This is a genomic window from Lysinibacillus sp. GW823-FHT06C08, assembly GCF_058795135.1.
In genome coordinates this window covers 858722-877928 of record NZ_JBXAHN010000001.1, presented here as the reverse complement: position 1 = coordinate 877928, position 19207 = coordinate 858722, and the positions used below count along the sequence as shown (strand labels likewise).

Below are 19207 nucleotides of genomic sequence, written 5' to 3'. Positions count from 1 at the left end.
AAAATTTAGAAATGTTCTACACCCGTTTACGAACTACATGGAAGCTGAATTTATCAGCTCGGAAATAATTTTTTGAATAGAGCACTACTTGATCATGGTCATCGTAATGCAACTGCTTTAACACTAAAAGAGCTGTTTCACGTCCACAGTTTAAAATCGGTGAAGCTTGTTCATGATACCCAACTGGATCAATGTACGTAACCGCATAGGCCACATGGATTTTTCCAGATTGCTCAAGAGCAGAGAACAGTGAAACTTCTTTTTTTTCGACAAAGTCAGTAGGCAGGAAGCTTGCGGGTAGCTTGTCTATACAGTAAACTACGGGCTCACCGTCCGCTGTTCTGACACGTTCAATTGTGAGTATTTTATCGTCGCCATCACATTGGAAGCGTTTTAAATCTTCCTCAGAAGGGATGTGCTCGGCCGCTTTTAAAAAACGCGAACCAGGCTCCATACCCGCTGCCTCGATCATAGAAGAAATGCTCGATAAATGCTCGATGCCTGATGTAAACAACGGCTTAGGGTTGACAAAAGTCCCAACCCCGTGTCGGCGCACAATCACATTTTCCTCTTCCAACAGTCGAAGTGCCTCTCTAAGTGTTGCTCGACTGACTCCGAGTGATTTCGATAATTCAAATTCTGAAGGCAGCTTTTCATTTTCTTTAAAAATGCCAGCCTCAATGTCAGATTTTAAACGATCGATTACTTGAAGATAGAGATGACGATGATCTGCTTTAATAGTCACATATATCACCACCAAAATCAGAGATCAGACATCTGATGTACAACATTCCTACTAATCGTTCATAAATATAACATTTTTGCAGAATGAAATAAACAGTTTTAAATAAAATCTGTTATAGAATTCATTCTTTCTTCAAATTCGTTGCAATTAAATGGACAAATATACAGAAAGGACCATCCACTTAATGTTTAATTGTCGTATTGATGAATAAGCACCTGACGAGGTTTACTGCCCTCAGGAGGCCCGACAATACCGCGTTGTTCCATCTGATCAACAATACGTGCTGCCCTTGAATATCCTATTCGGAAGCGACGCTGAAGCATGGAGACAGATGCTGTTTGCATACTTACCACTAATTGTACAGCTTCGTCATATAATTCATCTGTTTCCTCTAAAATCGTTTCTTCTTCAGTAGGAATCATCTCCTCTTGATACTGAGCCTTTTGCTGTTCTATAACAAAATTCACTACAGCCTCAACCTCTTGATCCGATAAAAAGGCTCCTTGTACCCGTTTTGGTTTCGATGCACCGGCTGGTAAAAATAACATATCTCCGCGACCAAGTAATCGTTCTGCTCCACCCATATCTAAAATCGTTCTCGAATCAATAGCTGAAGAAACTGCAAAAGCAATTCGGGATGGAATATTAGCTTTAATGACACCTGTTAAAACATCTACACTTGGTCTTTGCGTTGCAATAATCAAATGGATTCCCGCTGCACGTGCCATTTGGGCTAAACGGGTAATTGAATCCTCCACATCACTAGATGCGACCATCATCAAATCTGCTAACTCATCTACAATGACTACAATATAAGGTAGCTTAGGATGCTTTTCATCTGTCTGTTCATTGACCTTTTGTACATGATTATTATAGCCTTCAATATTTCGTGTTCCAGTATGTGAAAACAGGTCATATCGACGTTCCATTTCAGAAACAACTTTTTTCAAGGCTTGAGAAGCCTTTCGTGCATCGGTCACAACAGGCGCCAATAAATGGGGAATACCGTTATAAACGTTTAACTCCACCATTTTCGGGTCAATCATCATAAGCTTTACTTCATGTGGTTTTGTACGCATTAGTATGGATACTACTATGCCATTTATACAGACACTTTTCCCACTACCCGTTGAACCCGCTACTAGTAAATGCGGCATTTTATTGAGCTCTGCTAGCACTGCTTGTCCCGTAATATCTCGTCCAAATGCTACCTGCAACAATGCTTCTGGCTTAGCGCCATCCTTCGATTCTAATACCTCTCGTAAAGTAACAATGGCTACCTCACTATTTGGCACTTCAATACCAATGGCGGATTTCCCAGGGATTGGTGCCTCCATACGAATATCCTTGGCAGCCAGCGCTAATGCTAGATCATCTTGCAGATTGACAATTTTACTTACCTTGACACCAATATCAGGTAAAATTTCATATTTTGTAACGGCTGGTCCTAAATGAACTTGTGTGACCTTTGCCTTTACGCCAAAGCTTTGCAATGTTTGTTCAAGCTTTTTGGCGTTCGCCTGGATGACGGAATATTCTCCACTTTGGTCATGTTGTGGTGGTAATTGTAATAGATTATAAGATGGAAGCTGGTAGTCTGCATTTTCTACAGTATCTGTCCCTTGAATATGGACCTCATCCATAGCTTCATCGTGTTCATTGTCCACTATTTCTGTCTGATCAAATATAGTTCTTTCCTGAGATACATTTTGGGTAAATGCAGAAATAATAGGCTCATGATGTATTTCTTCTTCTTCTTGCTCAGGCATATCCGTAGTTTGATTGACCGCTGCAATCTCGTCCACACTTTCTGCTCTAGAACGACGATTGCTTGGCTTTTTAGGTGCATTTTTTTTCTTATCTCGATGTTTCTTTTTCCATTTACCAAATAAATCTGGCATTTTCTCTGCCAAATATGGCACTAATGCTTTTCCAGTAACCAAAATCAAGCCGATAAAGAAAATAACCCAAGCAACGACTCTTGCCCCTGATGCTTCAAATAGAACGTGAAGACCACTAAATAAAAGAGCACCAATCATTCCACCACCTAGTGCATTACTGCGATGAATAATCCCCTCGGTATTGATGAGAATTCGCCATGATTCACGGAGAACCGAATCAGATAATAAGCCACCTGATTTTGATAATTGTTCAAATAATATGCCATGACTAAAGATGGTTAAGCTCATAATAATGAGGAGCATACCTAGAATTAAGCGGTCTTTCATACCGACTTTTTTTCGACCAATCATCATTAATAACGCAACAAATATTAGCATAAATGGAACCGCAAAATGTAAATTTCCTAATAGAAACATTGCGAATGTTTGTAGCGTACGCCCGATCATACCATATTCAAAAATCATGATGACCGCAAGCGCAATTAAGAGCAGTCCTAGAATTTCATACATAAGTGGAGACATTTCTTTTTTTTCTGTTGTTGCTTTGCTTTTAGTAGCCTTTTTTCTTTTACTAACCGCCATTTCTATCACCTTCTTCTGCAATCCATTTTATATATGTAGCGAATCATACCATGTAGAACTCGAACATTTCAAAAAAAGGATTTTCCACCGCAATTGGGAGAAAATCCTTTTCCATTTACTTTTCCTCAAAGCCTTGACGATGAGTCATTTGTATTAATATTCCATAATAATTGGGATAATCATTGGACGACGCTTTGTTTTCTGGAATAGGTACGTATTTAAAGTGTCACGAATTTCTTGCTTAATATTCGTCCATTCAAATGTATCTTTCCCTACATATTTTTCAATGACAGTCCTTGCGATGTCCGATGCCTCAACCATTAACTCTTCTGATTCACGAACATATACAAAACCGCGTGATAAAATTTCTGGACCAGACGCAATTTTCTTTTGGGCACGATTTAAGGTCACGACCACAATGAAAATACCATCCTGTGATAATAATTTACGATCACGAAGAACAATATTCCCCACATCGCCAACACCGATCCCATCAATTAAGACGTTACCAGCTTGTACACGTCCACTCATGCGCATCTTATTATTTTTATATTCAACAATATCCCCTTTATCAGCGATAAATATTTGGGATTTTTGCATGCCTAGCTGTTGAGCTAATTTAGAGTGGGCAATCAGCATACGATATTCCCCTTGAACAGGAATAAAATACTTTGGCTGCATTAAATTTAACATAAGCTTTAAATCTTCTTGACTACCATGACCTGATACGTGCACATTTTTGCTAGAAGTTAGAATTTCAGCCCCTGCTTTAGAAATCGAGTTCATCGTATTAGCCATTTGCACTTCCATACCAGGAGAAGGTGTAAATGTAATTAAAACTGTATCACCTTGCTTAATTTTAATGTCACGGTGATGCTTACGTACGATTTTTTCTAGAGCATCTAAAGGCTCCCCTTTATTGCCTGTTGTAATAATGATAATTTCATCGTCTTGATATTTTTGCATTTCTGAAATTGGAATAATCGTATCTTCTTCGACTGTTAAATAGCCAAGCTGTACACCTAAATCTACAGCCTTCTCTAATGGCTTCCCGACAATCACTACTTTACGGAATGATTTTTGAGCTTGAGCAAATACTTGTTGAATTCGGATAAAATTCGATGCATAAACAGCTACTAAAATACGACCTGGTGCTGAATGGAATGTTTTTGATAATTGTTCTTCAATGACAATTTCCGATGTTGTATAACCTGGACGTTCAGCTTCGCAAGACTCAGATAATAGAATAAAGACGCCGTCTTCCCCTAACTGGGCCATTTTTGCTAAATCAGGTTTAAATTTACCTGTCGCTGATTGATCGAATTTGAACTCTCCTGTATGAACAATCGCGCCTTCAGATGTATGGAACACTACCCCTAACGAATCGGGAATACTATGTGTTGTGTGGAAGAATGTTACATACGTTGAGTTGAAATTCATACGACTACGGTTTGTTACTTCAAAAAACTTTACCTGATGTGGTGCAGGTAATTCTTTCAAATGTTCCTTTGCTAGAGCAATTGTTAATTTTGAGCCGTACACTGGTGCCTTTATTTTTTGCAATACATAGGCAATCGAGCCAATTGCATCTTCATGTCCGTGTGTTAAGAATATACCTTTCACACGCTCTTTATTTTCTTCTAAGTACGTAATGTCAGGGATCACGATATCGATGCCTAGCATCTCGTCCTCTGGGAACATTAAGCCGCTATCTACTACAAATAGCTCTTCATCAATTTCTACTACGTACATTGCTTTTCCAATTTCGCCCACACCCCCAAGAGGGATGATTCGAATCAGTTCATTTTTCTTTTTTGTCAATTTATTTCCTCCTAAAAAATATCCCGAACAGCAACCACTTAACATTTATTATACGGTTTGCTAAGCTTTTGCACAAATTAAAAATACATGTTTCACAACAGAAATATATTTTCTTATCTTTTCCTTATTGCTAGCAGATGGAAAGACAGATATTGGAATCCTTATCGAAATAGAGTCATTAAAGTATTTTTGAGGATGAGAAGTTATGGATTTCTGAAATAAAAAGGAAGCCGATTTGAATGATCAGCCTCGCAGGCTGTTGAAAAAGTCCATCGAGAAGTTCACTCTCTATACTTTTCTTCCTCTTGCACCTTCAATATTTGGTAAATCACTGCCTATATCCACATACGCTTCGAGCAAAGTTGCTCTATTAAGTTACTTGCCATGTCCAAATAGCCAGTTTCTTTAAATTCATGGCAGCCAAAGCAAGCATCGCCTGCATGGACAATTTTTTAGAGGATATCTAAATAAAAAATCTATAGCAGCTTTTAGTTTTCGCACGAAATGATCTTTGGGAATTCATTGATCAATCGAAGGGGCATATTCCTAGCGTACAAGCAATTAAGCTAGTTCAAATTGTTCACGTTCATTGATTTGATTTTCCGTCATCATGGTTGACCACCTCATAACTTTAAATGAATAAGAAGTTCTTTATGTAGAAATTGAGTGGAGTGAATTGCGGGAAAGTCGAGATTCTGGACTGAGCGGATATTTTCTGTGCGAAAGCAAAGCAGCTACAAAGTGAGGGAAGCAGATCGACCCCGCACATAGTGGAAATCAACGGCTTTACTTTTTTTATCTTATGGTAAAAGAAAAAAGACTGTAGCCAACTCAAAATTCATTGAGTTCGTCTACAGTCCGCGAGACTGATTTGAATGATCTGCCTCGTTTTTATTTATCTAAAACTTCTCGCTTTTTCTTGATACGTATCCCAAATGTTATCAAAGTTAGCCTTCTCTTCATCGGTCATTTCCATCATTGGCAAGCGAACATTGAGTGTATCAAAGCCTAGTTTTGTCATTGCATATTTAATAGGTGAAGGGTTTGGTTGAGCGAACAGCGCGCGTACAAGAGGTAATAATGCTCGGTGAATTTTAGCTGCTAGCTTATGATTTCCTTCTTCAAACGCTTTAATCATTAATTGCATATCATTGCCTACTACATGAGCAGCGACGGAAATAATGCCTGCCCCGCCAATCGCCATTAGTGGCAATGTTAGGCCATCATCTCCGCTATACACTAAGAAATCATCATCTGGATCAACATTTTCAATAACATCACCCATCTGATCCAAATTGCCGCTTGCTTCTTTAATCCAAGCAATGTTAGGAATCTTACTTAATGCAACAGAAGTTTCATAGGCCACATTCACACCAGTACGCCCAGGGACATTATAGAGCATAACTGGTAGACTCGTTTGTTTAGCAATCGTTTCAAAGTGAGCAAAGATCCCACGTTGATTTGGTTTATTGTAGTAAGGAGCTACAAGCATGATGCCATCTGCTCCATTTTCTTCTGCTTTATGGGTCATGGCTATAGAGTATGCTGTTTCATTGTCCCCTGTACCAGCAATAACTGGCACACGACCAGCTACCTTTTCTACTGTAAAACGAACAACCTCTATTTTTTCTTCAGTAGACATTGTTGGATTTTCAGAAGTCGTACCACAAGCAACAATACAATCTGTACCATTGTCGATCAAATGATTAATAATACGTTCTAATTCTGGATAATTTATCGTGCCATCATCTTTAAACGGCGTAATCATAGCCGTTCCAATTCGACCTAAATTCATCCTTACACCCCTCTTATAGTAAGTTATCCTCAAGCATTGCTTCTGCAATTTGGATAGAGTTTAATGCAGCGCCTTTTAATAGATTGTCAGAAACGATCCATAGATGGAATCCTTTTTTGTTGTCTAAATCTTGACGGATACGTCCTACAAAAGTAGCGTCTTCCCCTTCTGCATAAATAGGCATTGGGTAAGTTTGTGTTGCAATATCATCTTGTAATACTAAACCTGGTGCATTGCGTAATACGTCAAAAATCTCTTGGATTGATGTTTCTTTCTCTACCTCAATATAAACAGACTCTGAGTGACCTGAAACGACCGGCACACGAACGCAAGTAGCAGCAACTTTTAGCCCTGGTGCATGCATAATTTTTTTCGTCTCATTAATCATTTTCATTTCTTCGTATGTAAATCCGTTATCTGTGAATTTATCAATTTGTGGAATGACATTACGAGCGATTGGGTAATGGCGCTTATCACTACCAGATGGTAAAATATTTGCTTCTACATCCCTACCGGCTTCCCAGTTTGCGCTTTGTGTTTTTAATTCTTCAATAGCAGAAATACCTGCACCTGAAACCGCCTGATACGTTGAAACAAGCACTTTTGTTAATCCAAATGCTTTACGAATTGGCTCAAGTGCAGCTACCATTTGAATTGTCGAGCAGTTTGGATTTGCAATAATCCCTTTATGCTTCGCCAGATCGCCTCGATTCACTTCAGGTACAACAAGTGGTACCTCTGGATCCATTCGGAAATGGCTCGTATTGTCAATAACTACCGCACCACGCTTTGCTGCTTCGGGTGCAAGCACAGCTGATACTGAACCACCAGCTGAGAATAAAGCGACATTGACGCCTTCAAAAGCTTCAGGTGTCGCTTCTTCAATTGTATATGTTTGACCATTAAACTCGATTGATTTTCCTGCTGAACGTGCAGATGCTAGAAATTTAATGTTCCCTATTGGAAATTTACGTTTGATTAATTGCTCCATCATTTTTGATCCTACTGCTCCTGTTGCTCCAACAACCGCAACTGTTAACTGCTTTGTCATCTGTCATCTCTCCTTGAATACAAGTTCCATAATGTGTGCTATTGTATCACAAAAATACTGAAAATTGTGTGTAATCTATGATTTATTTGAAATATTGTATCAACAGCGGTTGTAATTGCTTTTTCTGCGTAATTGCTGCATGAACAGTATCTACCATTTGGTCAAAATCAGCAATTAGAGAATTTGGTTTGGAGTGAGGAGAGTCCTGACCAAATGGGATAAAATAAATATTTTTGGCATTTAACAACTTCATTATATTTATTCCATTTAAGCCCAGTGCATCATTTGTTGAAATTCCTAACACTACAGGTGATCCATTACGTAAAGTTGCCTTTGCTGCCATAAGAACAGGGCTATCTGTGGCCGCATTGGCAAACTTACTAATACTATTACCTGTCATTGGAGCGATTACCATTGCATCCAGTGGATTGGATGGACCAAATGGCTCCGCTTCTTTTATAGAAGAAATAACTTTTTCTCCAGTTAAAGCTTCTATTTTTGCAATCCATTCCTCCCCTGTACCAAAGCGTGTAGCTGCATGTAAAACGGAATGGGTAATGATTGGTATAACTGTTGCACCAACATCCATAAAATTTTGAATTTTAGGTATGACATCTTCATACGTACAATGAGAGGCTGTAATACCTAGGCCAATTCGTTTCCCCGTTAACAATTTTCTTCCTCCTCTATGGCCTTGCACAGAATTTCAGCAGCATCATGTGCAAAGTATTTCCCAGGCAATGATGGCAACAGTACATATGTTTGCAGTTGCTCAGCATCTATATCCAAACAGCCTGGCTCTGAGGCTAAATCATATAAAACTGCTGGAACATGATCTTTAAACGATTCTGTAATCCATTTAGCTGGAATGGTATTAATAAATGTACCTTCATTAATTGACCATAAACGATCATCTAAGTCCGTAGCTTTATAGCCATATGCTTTAGCTTCACTCACTTGTACAACCGAACGTGCAACAATATGAACATTTGCCCCCATTTTAACTAGTAAAGAAGCGAGCATTTTTGCGATACGTCCGAAACCTGCGATTGTAAAGTTTTGTCCGTAAATACATTTTTGCTCGAGTCCGTAAAACGTGGCGATAAACCCCTCTGCTGTTAATCTAGCATTTTGCCAAATAAACGATTCTTGTTGCAAATAGCAAAGGGATTCATTTTTTTCTAGCAGATGCTTCCAGTGCATCGTTAAACGACCTGTATAGAATTTAACCTGTGATATACCATATAGCTGTTCTACTTCTATTTTTAAAGGCAGGATAGGTAGAATAATTTTATTTGGTTGAAATTCTAAAACAAGTTTATTTAACTCCTCGTTCCAAACTGTCGTTCTTTTATAAAACACTGTTCTCGATGGACTTCTTAACATTGTTGCTAGTTCTTTTAATCTGGAGTCCTCACCGATAACGAGCCATTTTTCGTTTTCCAAAAGCTCACCTCACTGTAAATATTCTGACTGTACTGTAGATGTCTTGTTAAATAAAATTCGATCTTCACCAATTAATATAATTTCGTGCCAAGGTATCATTTCACTAACCTTCATTTTCTTTTTTTGGAAAGGTAATTTATCTTTGACAATCTCAAAACCATGTATTTTTCCTGTTTGCACATCTAATAGGCATTCTGTATGAGCCAGGATGCCAAAATGTACACCACCCTCAATTTGAATTAACTCTTTATCCACCATCTCAGATAGTAGCATTCCTCATCTCCCTCCTTGAGCCGTTACCTCAATATATGCCGAGTTTTTGTAAATCGTGCCCCCTACCAAAAGTAGGAATATATTGCATTTCCGCTCCAAACTGTGTATTGTGTATATATACAGTTATAAGAGGTGAGGACTTTGCATATCCATTTAAGCAATGCCAGTGATAAGCCCATATATGAGCAAATCACCATCCAGCTCAAAGAAGCCATTCTAGCTAATAAATTGCAAGCAGGTGATGCCCTACCATCCATTCGTGCTTTAGCTAAAGATTTAAAAATAAGCGTAATGACTACTAAACGAGCCTATGCAGATTTAGAACGGGATGGCTTTATTGAAACAGTCGCTGGGAAGGGAAGCTTTGTAACGGAACGTAACCAGGATTTCCTGCGTGAGGAGCTCTTGCGACAAGTAGAGGAACATGTACTGAAAGCCGTAAAATTAGCGAAAACAGCTGGTCTATCAAATGAAGAATTACAAGATTTAGTCACTTTAATGTTAGAGGGGGATCATTAAGATGAATGCTATTGAAATTCATGACTTACATAAAGGATTTGAAGGTTTTTCACTAAAAGATGTAAGTTTTTCAGTACCTCAAGGAACAGTAATGGGCTTTGTTGGAGAAAATGGAGCTGGAAAATCGACAACGATTAAATGCATGCTTAATTTAGTAAAAAAAGAATACGGCGATATATTACTTTTTAATAAAGATCATGTCGAACATGAGCAATCGATAAAAAAGGACATTGGCGTGGTTTTTGACGAATTACACGTACCTGAAACGCTGACTGCTACTCAGCTCGACAAAATTATGAAAAAGGTATTTAAAACATGGGATACAAACTATTACTTCGAACGATTAGCTCAATTTAACGTACCAAAGAAGAAAAAAATCAAGGAACTATCGCGAGGCATGAGGATGAAGCTATCAATTGCATTAGCATTGTCCCATCATCCGAAGCTCTTAATTTTAGATGAACCAACAAGTGGTTTGGACCCCATTATTCGCGATGAAATTTTAGATTTATTTTTAGCATTTATGCAGGATGAAACACACAGTATTCTTTTTTCTTCCCATATTACAAGTGATTTAGAAAAAATAGCCGACCATATCACCCTTATTCATAATGGAGAAATTTTATTGAGTGAAAGTAAAGATGCCCTTTTATATGAGTATGGCATTTTCAAAGGAAGTCTTGAGGAGGTAAACGAATTACCTGAGCATGCGATTATAAGAAAGCGCAATGGCGTATTTGGAATCGAGGCATTAGTACTTAAAAAGGAAGTAAATGAGATTTTTAAACTTGAAAGACCCTCTATCGAAGATATTATGCTATTTTTCGTGAAAGGGTGTGTTTGATTATGATTGGTTTACTAGTAAAAGATTTTATGACCATTCAGCGTCAAATGAAGTCACAATTATTTGTCATACTTTTTCTCCTTATTATGGCTATTCTTATGCGAGAAACTTCTATGCTTTTAGCTGTTATTGTTTTTATTGTTACCATTCAAGCCATTACTGCCCTTGCGTATGATGAACAATGCAACTGGGATAAGTACGCTAATACCTTTCCAATTACGAAAGCTGATATTGTGCTTAGTAAATACTTACTAAGCGTGTTATTAATGCTAATCGGTCTTGTCATTGCTCTACCAATCATTTTTCTTATTCATCAATTGAGCAGTAATGAGATGACTGCTCAATTTTTCCTCACGTTTATGATGATTGTAACATCGGCCCTTTGTCTTTTAGCCGTTTTTTTACCTATTTATATTAAATATGGCTCTATAAAAGGAAGAATGGTTCTGATTGCACTTTGTCTTATCCCTGGCTTTTTAATGGGGATGTTTAAAGGGGATATACCCACAATGATTATGACATTTTTAGATTTAAAGCAATTAATCTATTTTACACCTTTCGCTGGACTTCTGTTACTGTGGCTATCCTCACTCATTTCTACAGAAATCTATAAACGAAAAGAATTCTAGGGGTGATTCCATGCGTGCCTTATTAGTACAAAGATTTATCGTACAAAGATGGACTATCCTTTTTGCAATCACTATCTGTTTCGTTCTTTATTTCATACGCTTGCCTTATTTAGATAGCCCATCCATTTGTCTATTTGTTGTAGTTGTTTCCGCTAGCCTCGTTGAAAATTTATATAAAGGGGATCGTCAAGTAAAATGGGAAGTTTATGTTAATAGCTTGCCTCTTTCAAAGAAAGTCCAATTACAGTCGGATTTCCTTTTTTGCTATGCCTTTGTTGCAAGTCTCTTTATTTTAATTGCACCCTTGTACTTTTCACAGACTGAAGCGTCTACAAATTTTATTGGGCATTTTGCCATGTATTTTGGTTTTATCAGTAGCTCTTTTTTTCTTCTTTCTAGTCAATTTTATATTCAACAGCTCGAGGAAACGGAGAAAATGCGATCTTTACGGATGCTTACAGCTACAGTGCTAATTATAGCTCTTAATTCAGTTGTTCATTTTTATTTATCACTAGTAGGAGGGAATCTTTTCGTCTTGTTAATCCCTACGCTTATAAGTATCTTTAGTAGCTGGTTAGTTTTTCAAAAATGTCTTCATTTATTGATGACACGAGAAATATTTTAACAGTCAAAAAAAATAGGCTGCCCTTAAGGCAACCTATTTTTTATCTACAACTACATGAATTAATGTATCATTGGCAATATCAATCGTAAAGGCTTTCCCAAATCCAACAACATAACGCCCCTCTATTGGTGTTAGTTCGAATAAAGAAAAATCAAGTGAGCGCAACAACTCCATCATTTTTGCATTAAACAGTTGATCGAATGTCGCAAATATATCCTCATGACCTTCATTACCTAATTTTTTCGGCCTACATTGCCAACGTGCTCGCTCTGGAGCAAATGGATTGGCTGTTACGGCCTCATCTGCTACACATATTAAATCAACCACTTCAGATTGATCCATGAGTTGGTAATGCTCTGCTACTTGGCTAATATAAACATAAAACTTTCCGTTGAGTCGCACAAAAGGCGTAGTACTACTAAAAGGCTTACCTTCCCCATTCACGAAGCTTAACACACAGTTTTTTTTACTTTGTATAAAGTTTTCATAATCTTGTTTTACTTGTTCAATATCAACTGCTTTTGGCATATTATTCCCCCTATACTCTTACCGTATTTTTTAATTGAATTCTCGGAGCATTATCCCAAGATACATATTGAATTTCAGCTTCCATACGATATATTTGTTGGATCATTTGTTCAGTCATAACTTCATCCGGTGTCCCTATTTGTGCTCGGTTACCATCCTTTACAACGACGATTTTATCGCTGTAACTAGAGGCTTGGTTCAAATCATGAAGCACCATCACAACTGTCATACCCATATCACGATTAAGCTCCCGTACTAATTCTAGCACTTCATGCTGATGAGCAATATCTAAAAAGGTCGTGGGCTCATCCAATAATAAGACTTGTGGCCGTTGTGCCAAAGCCATCGCAATCCATGCTCGCTGTGCCTCACCACCAGACAAAGCGGCTATTGGTTTTTCTTTATATTGGGAGAGATAGGTTTTTTCCAATGCCCAATCAATAATTGCCTCATCCTCTGCATTCAGGCGTTCAAACCACTTTTTATGCGGATATCGACCATAGGCCACTAAACTTTTGACAGAAATATCGCTCGGTGCTTGGTTTTGCTGACTCAGCATACACATTTTGCGTGCAATTTCCTTTGAGGATAGTCGACGCATATTTTCTCCTTCAAACAGGATATTCCCATCACTGTACGGCTGCATCCGTGCAATCGCCTTTAATATCGTTGATTTACCAGAGCCATTCGGTCCAATAATCGATAGAATCTCGCCTTGTTCCACTTCAAATGAAAAATTATGGACAACTTCCTTTTGTTCATAGCTGATGGATAGCTGTTCAATTTTTAACATTAAAACGCCCTCTTTCTCATTAAGTATAAGAAGTAAGGTCCACCGATTACCGCCATTAAAATACCCGCCGGAATATCAAGTGGTGCAAATAATGTACGTCCGCCCGTATCGGCAACCAATAAAACAATCGCCCCCAAGGCCATACTCATAGGCAACATGTATTTATAATCAGAACCAACTAATAATCTCGCCATATGAGGTACAATTAATCCAACAAAGCTGATCATTCCCACTGCAGCAACAGATATCGCTGCTAAAAAGACAGCTAATATTGATAGCATGATACGAATACGTGTTACACTTTCCCCTAAATTAGTAGCGACCTGATCGCCCAAACGGATAATGTTAGCTTTGCGAATCGCCAATATGGATAGTATCCAGCCTATAATGGCGTACAAATAAATCATATGCAGCGATGCATTTCCTTTTGCAGCGAGACTACCATTCATCCATTGTACTGCCGATGGTAGACGATCACTATATAAAATCGACAAAAATCCAATGACGCCCCCACATAAAGCATTTACTGCAACCCCTGATAAAATAATGGTGATTGGGGTAATGCCTGTCCGTCTCCAGGCGAGTGCATAGACAATTGCTGCGGCAATTAAACCACCAACAAAGGCGGCGATAGGAATTAAATGAGTTAATTCTGGATTTGCTAAAAGGATTATCAATACAAATGCTGCAGCACCACTTGTTACCCCTGTTAAACCCGGATCTGCTAATGGATTTCCCATGACTGCCTGTAGTAAAGCCCCTGATATAGCTATACTTGCGCCAATAATTAAAGCTAGTAACACGCGGGGAAGGCGGATATCCCATATAATCGTTGTATACACACCCTCTTGACCACGACCATTGATAAGGGTCGATAAAATATCAGGTATAGAAATATGGACACTACCTAATCCTATTGCTATTACTGCGGCTAATATGGTTACCACAAATGTCGTGATAATAATCATGCGACTTCTTGCTGTAAGAATCATACCTCTACCTCACGAACTTATTTATAGAAATAATCTGCAATTGTTGTTAGTGCTGTCTCAGCATTTGTAATAGATGTGACACCGAAAATACTGTAATCAAGCATATAGATTTTGTCATTTTTGTATGCTGATAATTGTTGCCAAGCACTATTTTTTTCAATTTCTTGTTTAAATTTATCTTCATTCGCTCCATGATCGCCAGACGCTAAGACAAACACAATATCTGGATCTGCTACAACAATATCTTCTAAATTCATTGGTGAATAAGTAGATTCTGCTTTTAATACTGATTTCGCAATATTATCTGCTCCCAATCTTTCGACTAAGCTTCCTAAATAGGATTTGTCGTTCATTACCATAAAGGAATCAGATGTTCCGATAACCAGCATAACAGATGGTAGTTCTTTTCCTTGTGCTTGCTCTTCCAGCTCTTTTTCTTTTGCTACAAGATTTTGCAAGATTTCATTTACTTTGTCTTCCTTATCAAAGTATGTACCTAGCACCTTAAAACTTAATTTTAAGTCATCATACGAATCTGTTGGTAAATAAGCTGTTGGAAGATTCATTCCCTGTAGTGCTTGATCTAATGAGCTTTGTAGAGAAGAAGCGCCAAGAATCAAATCTGTTTGTAAACTCGAAATAACTTCTAAATCTGGTGACATAGGTGAACCAATTTTTGTAATCGAATCAAAGTCTGATGGTATCGGATTTGTCGATGTTGGTACTCCGACTGGTGTGATCTCCAAAAGATGTAGCATTTCTGTTAAAGGAACTGATGTCGTCACAATTTTTTCTGGAACGGTTGTAGGAAAGCTTGCTAATGCCTTCTGAAAGGCTTCTTCATCAACACCATCTTGAAATTCCTCTTTTTTGACTGTCGAAGTATCAGCAGCTTCATCTTGCTTTGCTACTTCTTCCTTTTGAATTTCTTTGTCTGCACCTTTTTCTTCTTGGTCTGCACAGCCAACCAGTGCTAATGATAATGCGAATGTACTAACATATAGCCATTTTTTCATATCTACTATTTCCTCCATGTAAATGAAAATGATTTTCAATATCAATTATACTATCAAAGTTAATTGATAATTACAATGCCTAATTGATAATATAAATAAAAAGGAGGTGTCTCAATAATCATTTGAGACACCTCCTTTAAGACTATACGATGAGGTATTTTATTCGCTTGGTCCAATAATTGAAATGGCCGGCTCTGCTTTCAAAATTTTAGCAATCAATCGATCCACTGAGTCCATGGATACAGCCTCTATAGACGCCAGTACCTCGTCTACTGTACGATGTTTACGATGAACAAGCTCACTCGTACCATTTCGATTCATACGTGCGCCAGTTCCCTCCAACCCTAGAACAAAGCTACCTTTCAGCTGCTCTTTTGCATTATCAAGCTCTTCTTCTGTGACACCACCTGCGACAATATCGAGTAAAGTAGCATCAATAGTATGTTGTAGCTGTGATAATTGCTGACGGCTAGTACTGCCATAAATGGTGAATGCCCCAACATCTGCATAACAGGATTGGTAAGAGAAAATAGAATAAGCTAGACCTCTTTCTTCACGCACCTCTTGAAACAATCGTGAGCTCATATTACCACCAATAATATTATTTAACGCAATAAAGCTATACATATCAGGGTCCTTTACACCAATAGCCGGATAGGATATAGCTAAATGTGCTTGCTCAGTATCTCGGATTTTCGAAATTTCTCCAGGATGAAATGAAGGATTTGTCAGCACAGGCGCAATCGCAACTGTGGAAGGCTGATATTGTCCAAATAATTGTTCAATCGTTGCCATGAGTTGAGGTGAAATATTGCCCGCAATGGAAATCACCACTGACTCTGGACCGTAATGTTTGGCCATATAATGGCGAATCGCCTCTGCAGTAAATGTCTTTAATGTAGCTGCACTGCCCAATATCGGACGGCCCAGTGCATCATTGGGATACATAACACTCCACAGCTTTTCATGCACATCATCATCCGGAGCATCTTCGCTCATTAAAATTTCCTCTAATACGACTTGTCGTTCTTTTTCTAGTTCTTCTTCTGCAAATGTAGAATTAAAAAACATATCAGCCAAAATAGACACTGCTAGCTCTGCATGATGATCTAAAACTTTTGCATAATAACACGTATTTTCCTTAGATGTGAAAGCATTTAATTCTCCACCTATCCGATCAAATTCTTCCGCAATTTGACGAGCTGAACGACTTGGTGTTCCTTTAAACAACATATGCTCTATAAAATGTGTAATACCGTTCTCTTCAGGTAGTTCATAGCGTGAACCCGCATTTACAAAAATACCTAAAGCAACAGATCTTACATGGTTAATTTGCTCCGACACAATACGAACACCATTCTGACATGTATGTACTTGAACCAAAAAATCTCCCCCAACTATATATTTCTTTATGATGATAAACTATTTAAAAAGGCTGCGCATTAGACGCAGCCTTTTATCTTTATTATTTTTGTTGTTCAGCGCGTTCTTTTTCCTCTTGTAGTACTACTTTACGAGATAAATTCACACGACCTTGTTTGTCAATTTCAATTACTTTTACTAGTAATTGATCGCCAAGTTTTAAGACGTCTTCCACTTGCTTTGTACGTTCCTCCTGAATTTCAGAAATATGAAGCAAGCCATCTTTACCTGGGAAGATTTCACAAAACGCACCGAATTTTTCAATACGCTTCACTGTCGATAAGTAGTATTCCCCTACTTTAGCTTCACGTACGATATCTTCAATAATTTGTTTTGCGCGTGCATTCATTTCTTCATTAGCAGAAGAAATATAGATTGTACCATCTTGTTCTGTATCAATCTTAACGCCCGTTTCTTCAATAATTTTATTAATTTGTTTTCCGCCAGGTCCAATAACATCGCGAATTTTATCTGGATTGATTTTAACAATCACGATTTTTGGTGCAAATTCAGATAATTGTGTACGTGGCTCTGCAAGTGTCGCAAGCATTGATTCTAAAATATGCATACGACCTACTTTAGCTTGTGTCAATGCTTCTTCTAAAATATTGCGTGATAGGCCATCGATTTTAATGTCCATTTGTAGAGCTGTTACACCTTTAGCTGTACCAGCCACTTTAAAGTCCATATCACCTAGATGATCTTCCATACCTTGAATATCTGTTAAAATAGAATAATGTTCACCTTTTTTAATAAGGCCCATTGCAATACCTGCAACTGGTGCTTTTAAAGGAACACCAGCATCCATCATAGCTAATGTAGATGCACAAATAGAGGCTTGAGATGTTGAACCATTTGATTCAAGTACTTCTGATACACAACGAATTGTATATGGGAAAACAGACTCATCAGGAATAACTGCTTCCAGTGCACGTTCTCCTAAAGCTCCATGACCAATTTCACGACGACCTGGTCCACGAATTGGTCCTGTCTCACCAACCGAGAATTGAGGGAAATTATAGTGGTGCATGAAGCGTTTTGATTCTTCGACACCTAAACCGTCAATAATTTGTACATCACCAAGCGCACCTAACGTACAGATAGAAAGTGCTTGAGTTTGTCCACGTGTAAATAGACCTGAACCGTGAGTACGTTGTAATATTCCTGTTTCAGAGGAAAGTTGTCGAATCTCGTCTAGTTTACGACCATCTGGACGAATTTTATCTTCAGTGATCTGACGACGTACTTCATCTTTTACCATCTTATCAAGTATTGTATAAACCTGCTTCATCGTATCATCATCTGCTTCTTGCTCTTCATAGGAAGCAATAATACGATCTTTTACAGCTTGAATCGCTTCGTCACGAGCATGTTTCTCAGCAGTTTGAATAGCATCATGCATATCCGTCTCACAAGCAGCCTTTATATCCGCTTGGATTGCTTCATCAATTTCAAATAATGTAACTGGTTTCTTTTCTTTTCCTACCTCAGCCACAATTTGCTCTTGGAATGCGATAATTTTTTTAATTTCTTCATGTCCAAACATAATCGCTTCTAACATCACTTCTTCTGGAACTTCAAGTGCGCCAGCTTCAACCATGTTGATAGCGTCCTTGTTCCCTGCTACAGATAAATGAATTGTCGATTGGTTCGATTGTTCCACTGTTGGATTCACAATGAACTCCCCGTTAATATAACCAACTTGTACACCTGCGATCGGTCCATCAAATGGAATGTCAGAAATAGCCAAAGCTAATGAAGAACCAACCATTGCTGCCATTTCAGACGTACAGTCAGAATCATTTGACATAACCATAGAGATCACTTGAACTTCGTTACGGAAACCATCTGGGAACATCGGACGGATTGGACGGTCGATTAAACGGCTCGCCAATATAGCTTTCTCAGATGGACGCCCTTCACGCTTAATAAAGCCGCCAGGAATTTTACCTGCAGCATATAGACGTTCTTCATAATTTACTGTTAATGGGAAGAAATCAAGTGGTTTTGGTGATTTTGACATTGTGGCTGTAGATAATACGGAAGTATCGCCATAGCGTACTAATACAGCTCCGTTTGCTTGTTTTGCTAACTGTCCTACTTCAATTACAAGTGGACGGCCAGCCCATTCGTAGGAATAGACTTTCTTTTCGTTCATTCAATGAACCCCTCTCTATTATAAAAACACTTACTTCGTCTGTATGTACTAATTGTAAGTGTACCAA

Annotated in this window: 18 protein-coding genes; 4 read left to right on the top strand and 14 right to left on the bottom strand. The window is 38.2% G+C overall.

Features of this window, described 5'->3' with window-relative positions:
* Positions 1-16: 16 nt before the first annotated feature.
* The 8 genes from AC1Q6O_RS04040 to AC1Q6O_RS04005 all read right to left on the bottom strand — a co-directional run bounded on the left by AC1Q6O_RS04040 (position 17) and on the right by AC1Q6O_RS04005 (position 9614).
* Positions 17-745, bottom strand: coding sequence for a GntR family transcriptional regulator (locus tag AC1Q6O_RS04040; RefSeq protein WP_008178950.1), 729 nt, complete (start codon positions 743-745; stop codon positions 17-19).
* Positions 746-933: 188 nt separating this feature from the next.
* Positions 934-3228 carry an FtsK/SpoIIIE family DNA translocase gene (locus AC1Q6O_RS04035; protein ID WP_090001035.1) on the bottom strand — a complete coding sequence of 765 codons (2295 nt, stop codon included), beginning with the start codon at positions 3226-3228 and terminating at the stop codon, positions 934-936.
* A 153-nt stretch (positions 3229-3381) separates the two neighbouring features.
* The gene (locus tag AC1Q6O_RS04030) at positions 3382-5049 is read right to left on the bottom strand and encodes a ribonuclease J (protein WP_012293318.1); all 1668 of its coding nucleotides are present in this window, start codon (positions 5047-5049) and stop codon (positions 3382-3384) included.
* An 895-nt stretch (positions 5050-5944) separates the two neighbouring features.
* Positions 5945-6844, bottom strand: a complete 900-nt coding sequence (gene dapA, locus AC1Q6O_RS04025) for a 4-hydroxy-tetrahydrodipicolinate synthase (protein ID WP_008178954.1) — start codon at positions 6842-6844, stop codon at positions 5945-5947.
* A gap of 13 nt (positions 6845-6857) precedes the next feature.
* The gene (locus tag AC1Q6O_RS04020) at positions 6858-7895 is read right to left on the bottom strand and encodes an aspartate-semialdehyde dehydrogenase (RefSeq protein ID WP_008178955.1); all 1038 of its coding nucleotides are present in this window, start codon (positions 7893-7895) and stop codon (positions 6858-6860) included.
* Positions 7896-7977: 82 nt separating this feature from the next.
* Entirely contained in the window at positions 7978-8568 is a 591-nt protein-coding gene (locus tag AC1Q6O_RS04015) for a dipicolinate synthase subunit B (protein WP_008178956.1), read from the bottom strand.
* The gene (locus AC1Q6O_RS04010; protein ID WP_008178957.1) at positions 8562-9341 is read right to left on the bottom strand and encodes an NAD(P)-dependent oxidoreductase; all 780 of its coding nucleotides are present in this window, start codon (positions 9339-9341) and stop codon (positions 8562-8564) included. Before AC1Q6O_RS04010 ends, AC1Q6O_RS04015 begins: the two co-directional genes overlap by 7 nt.
* Before the next feature lie 9 nt (positions 9342-9350).
* Positions 9351-9614 carry a YlmC/YmxH family sporulation protein gene (locus AC1Q6O_RS04005; protein ID WP_004224966.1) on the bottom strand — a complete coding sequence of 88 codons (264 nt, stop codon included), beginning with the start codon at positions 9612-9614 and terminating at the stop codon, positions 9351-9353.
* Between the two features lie 141 nt (positions 9615-9755).
* On the opposite strand from AC1Q6O_RS04005, the gene AC1Q6O_RS04000 reads away from it, so the two are divergent.
* Genes AC1Q6O_RS04000 through AC1Q6O_RS03985 form a run of 4 tightly spaced genes read left to right on the top strand, consistent with a single transcriptional unit; the run spans position 9756 to position 12231 of the window.
* A complete protein-coding gene (locus tag AC1Q6O_RS04000) occupies positions 9756-10133 on the top strand; it encodes a GntR family transcriptional regulator (RefSeq protein WP_008178959.1) in 378 nt (125 codons plus the stop codon).
* Between the two features lies 1 nt (position 10134).
* Entirely contained in the window at positions 10135-10977 is an 843-nt protein-coding gene (locus tag AC1Q6O_RS03995; RefSeq protein ID WP_089985360.1) for an ABC transporter ATP-binding protein, read from the top strand.
* Positions 10978-10979: 2 nt separating this feature from the next.
* The gene (locus AC1Q6O_RS03990; protein WP_089985358.1) at positions 10980-11606 is read left to right on the top strand and encodes an ABC-2 transporter permease; all 627 of its coding nucleotides are present in this window, start codon (positions 10980-10982) and stop codon (positions 11604-11606) included.
* 10 nt (positions 11607-11616) lie between these two features.
* On the top strand, positions 11617-12231 hold the full coding sequence (locus AC1Q6O_RS03985) for an ABC-2 transporter permease (RefSeq protein WP_008178964.1): 615 nt from the start codon (positions 11617-11619) through the stop codon (positions 12229-12231).
* Positions 12232-12264: 33 nt separating this feature from the next.
* On the opposite strand, the gene AC1Q6O_RS03980 is transcribed toward AC1Q6O_RS03985, so the two are convergent.
* The 6 genes from AC1Q6O_RS03980 to pnp form a co-directional block, all read right to left on the bottom strand.
* A complete protein-coding gene (locus tag AC1Q6O_RS03980; RefSeq protein ID WP_342532315.1) occupies positions 12265-12759 on the bottom strand; it encodes a heme iron utilization protein in 495 nt (164 codons plus the stop codon).
* A gap of 10 nt (positions 12760-12769) precedes the next feature.
* Positions 12770-13552, bottom strand: a complete 783-nt coding sequence (locus tag AC1Q6O_RS03975; RefSeq protein WP_089985355.1) for an ABC transporter ATP-binding protein — start codon at positions 13550-13552, stop codon at positions 12770-12772.
* Positions 13552-14544 (bottom strand): FecCD family ABC transporter permease, encoded by a 993-nt coding sequence (locus AC1Q6O_RS03970; protein WP_089985354.1) that lies wholly within the window; start codon positions 14542-14544, stop codon positions 13552-13554. Before AC1Q6O_RS03970 ends, AC1Q6O_RS03975 begins: the two co-directional genes overlap by 1 nt.
* Before the next feature lie 17 nt (positions 14545-14561).
* Positions 14562-15560, bottom strand: a complete 999-nt coding sequence (locus AC1Q6O_RS03965; protein ID WP_492400919.1) for an ABC transporter substrate-binding protein — start codon at positions 15558-15560, stop codon at positions 14562-14564.
* Between the two features lie 159 nt (positions 15561-15719).
* The gene (locus tag AC1Q6O_RS03960; RefSeq protein WP_008178971.1) at positions 15720-16943 is read right to left on the bottom strand and encodes a M16 family metallopeptidase; all 1224 of its coding nucleotides are present in this window, start codon (positions 16941-16943) and stop codon (positions 15720-15722) included.
* Between the two features lie 82 nt (positions 16944-17025).
* Positions 17026-19140 (bottom strand): polyribonucleotide nucleotidyltransferase, encoded by a 2115-nt coding sequence (pnp, locus tag AC1Q6O_RS03955; RefSeq protein WP_008178973.1) that lies wholly within the window; start codon positions 19138-19140, stop codon positions 17026-17028.
* Positions 19141-19207: the final 67 nt, after the last annotated feature.